The 2,491-nt window shown below is 63.5% G+C and carries 5 protein-coding genes; 1 reads left to right on the forward strand and 4 read right to left on the reverse strand.

Annotation, left to right across the window (positions count from 1 at the left end):
* The 3 genes from VEI45_RS07220 to VEI45_RS07230 form a co-directional block, all read right to left on the reverse strand.
* A partial coding sequence (locus VEI45_RS07220; protein ID WP_324851648.1) for an enoyl-CoA hydratase/isomerase family protein occupies positions 1-139 on the reverse strand: 139 nt, incomplete at its 3' end.
* Between the two features lie 76 nt (positions 140-215).
* A complete protein-coding gene (locus VEI45_RS07225; RefSeq protein ID WP_324851641.1) occupies positions 216-1,013 on the reverse strand; it encodes an SDR family NAD(P)-dependent oxidoreductase in 798 nt (265 codons plus the stop codon).
* A complete protein-coding gene (locus tag VEI45_RS07230; RefSeq protein ID WP_324851643.1) occupies positions 1,010-1,795 on the reverse strand; it encodes an alpha/beta hydrolase in 786 nt (261 codons plus the stop codon). The genes VEI45_RS07225 and VEI45_RS07230 overlap by 4 nt, the downstream gene beginning before the upstream one ends.
* Between VEI45_RS07230 and VEI45_RS07235 the strand changes: the two genes are divergently transcribed.
* A complete protein-coding gene (locus tag VEI45_RS07235) occupies positions 1,715-1,951 on the forward strand; it encodes a hypothetical protein (protein ID WP_324851650.1) in 237 nt (78 codons plus the stop codon). The genes VEI45_RS07230 and VEI45_RS07235 overlap by 81 nt on opposite strands.
* A 93-nt stretch (positions 1,952-2,044) precedes the next feature.
* On the opposite strand, the gene VEI45_RS07240 is transcribed toward VEI45_RS07235, so the two are convergent.
* A partial coding sequence (locus tag VEI45_RS07240) for an enoyl-CoA hydratase/isomerase family protein (protein WP_324851645.1) occupies positions 2,045-2,491 on the reverse strand: 447 nt, incomplete at its 5' end.

Below are 2,491 nucleotides of genomic sequence, written 5' to 3' on the forward strand. Positions count from 1 at the left end.
CCGCGTCCCGCTCCCACCCGGCCAAAACCACGCGCAGCTCATCGACCATGCCCTGATTCAGCGAATTGATCGCCTCAGGCCGATTCAACGTCACAAAACCCACACCGTCTTCAACGCGGCGCAAAACCTCGTCCGTCACCCTGCATTGCTCCTTGGTCAAGGCACGGGTTGGACATACCTTCGCCGTACCGCGTAGAAATGTGTCGCGGCGGGTCTTAGGCCGCGGAGATGCCGCCGTTTACGCTGATCGCCTGCCCGGTCAAGCGCGCCGCCGCGGGGCTGCACAGGAACACCGTCAATGCAGCGATGTCGTCGGCCGTCGGCACACCGAGCTGGGCTTGCTGTGCCGCTCGGGCGAAGAGTTTGCCGCTAAACCCGTCGGCCGTGATGCGTTCGGTGGAGGCGGTGCCGTAAACCAGGGATGGCGTCATCGCATTGGCGCGGATACCGTAGCGCTTCTCCTCGATGGCGATGGTTCGGGTGAACATCACGATGGCGGCCTTTGCCGCGCCGATAATTGCTTCACCCGGCGTGGCGGTCTTGGCCGCATCGGATGCCACGTTGACGATGACGCCGCCTCTTCGGCTGCGCATGCCTGGTAGCACCGCGCTGGCCATATGCATTGACGGCAGCGCTAGTTGGGTAAGCATCCGACCGATGTCGGCGCCCGGAATGTTGATGAACAGCTCGGGCCGCACGTCGGCGGCTGTGCTGCACATCAGGATGTCGATACCGGACAGGATCTGGTCTGCCTCTGTCGCAATAGCTTCTGCGGCAACAGGATCGGTTGCGTCGCCGACGACAAAGTGTGCAGCAGCGCCGAGTTCCGCGATCGACTTCGCGGCCAGCTCGCCGCGTTCGGCGTTGCGACCGGCGATCACGATCCGGGGCACGCCGGCCGCTGCGAGCGCCCGGGCCGATGCCAGCCCGATGCCGGCCGTGCCGCCCACGATCAGTGCTGTTGATGCGTCGAGATTTTTGGGGGCTGGCAGATCCGCCTTGCTGTCAGTCATACCTTCGTCCTCACTGTGGGAAGCTGCGATACACGCTGTAGCCACTGCAGAAGGTCATCGATTACCTCTGCCCGGTTGATCTCGTTGAGGATCTCATGCCGACCGTCGTCGTAGACGCGGACAGTGACATCGGTCAGACCCGCGGCGCGGTACCGGTCGACCAGTGCCCACAGCAGCGTGAGGCCGCCGTTGACGGGGTCCTTTGACCCCACTGCCACGTACATCGGCAGGTCGTGTGGCATGCGTGCCACCTCGGCGGGGTCGGCGAGTCTTCGGGCGCCGACGAACATGTCTTTCGCAGACGCGGCGTCGATACCGAATCCGCACAATGGATCGGTGAGATATGCGTCGACGACGGCCTCGTCGCGGGAAAGCCAGTCGAAATCGGTCCGGGCCGGCTGGAACGGAGTATTGAAGGCGGAGAGGTCTAGATCGCCGGACAGGTCCAAGGCCGGCTCAAGAAGGTCGAGGGCAGTGGTCCCGGTCAACGCGACCGCGTCGACGTCGGTAGCGTGATCCAGCAGAAATTGTTGAGTCGCAAACGAACCCATGCTGTGGGCAACAATTACAACCGGCAGGTGAGGATGGTCTGATTTCGCTTGGGCGATTACCAGATTCAGCTCATCGACTAGCGCCGGCCACCCGTTAGGTCCCAGCTGGCCGGGCTCGTGGTTGCGGGCGAGCGAGGCGCCGTGTCCGCGATGGTCATGTCCATAGACTTCAAAACCCTGGGCGGTCAGCGCGCTGGCTACGTGGTCGTATCGGCGGAGGTGCTCGCCCATGCCGTGGACAAGTACGACGACGCCCGCGCCCGTGCGACTCCGGTCAGCAGCCCAGCGATAACCGACAAGCTTCCGGCCGTCGGCGCAACGGTAGCTAAACGTGGCCGGCTCCATCACCGGGTTCCGTTCGCACGACGGCACCGGGAAACCGGATAGGAGTTTGTCGCCACCACGGTAATAACATTAGAATGGTCAGACCGAAACGGTCAAGTGTCAGCCGGCCAGACAGCGCGGGTGCTCTTGCCGGGCTCAAAGTGGAGTGGCTGTCGCCCCGGCTCGGCCGCGATCGACCTTGTCGAAGAATTGTTGCGATCGCTCCATCACGCTTATGTTGCCGCCGCATAGCGCGTAACCCCACATCGCCTCGACGCGCAGTTGGTCATAGAGAGGGCGGCCGATAATCTCGAGCACCGTCTCCTTGGCCGATTCGATCGCGGCCTGGTCACAGCGAAGGATTCGCTGCACCAGCGCGTCGGTCTCTTCCATCAGCTTGTCGTGTGGCACCACCCGGGACACCATGTTCGCCGTGTACGCCCGCTCGGCAGAAATCGGCTCACCGGTAAGCAATAACTCCAACGCAAACCCGACACCGCAGGTGTTGACCAGACGGGGGATGCCGCCGTCGGCCGGATGCATCCCGCGACGCACCTCGAAGGTGCCGAACTGCGCGCGATCGGAGGCGATGCGGATGTCACA

It is taken from the genome of Mycobacterium sp. (assembly GCF_035623875.1).
Lineage (GTDB): Bacteria > Actinomycetota > Actinomycetes > Mycobacteriales > Mycobacteriaceae > Mycobacterium.

What these genes read in the sequence shown, in the direction of transcription:
- VEI45_RS07225 (WP_324851641.1), bottom strand. Translation starts at nt 1,013, where the DNA reads ATGACTGACAGCAAGGCGGATCTGCCAGCCCCCAAAAATCTCGACGCA.
- VEI45_RS07235 (WP_324851650.1), top strand. Translation starts at nt 1,715, where the DNA reads ATGGTCATGTCCATAGACTTCAAAACCCTGGGCGGTCAGCGCGCTGGC.
- VEI45_RS07230 (WP_324851643.1), bottom strand. Translation starts at nt 1,795, where the DNA reads ATGGGCGAGCACCTCCGCCGATACGACCACGTAGCCAGCGCGCTGACC.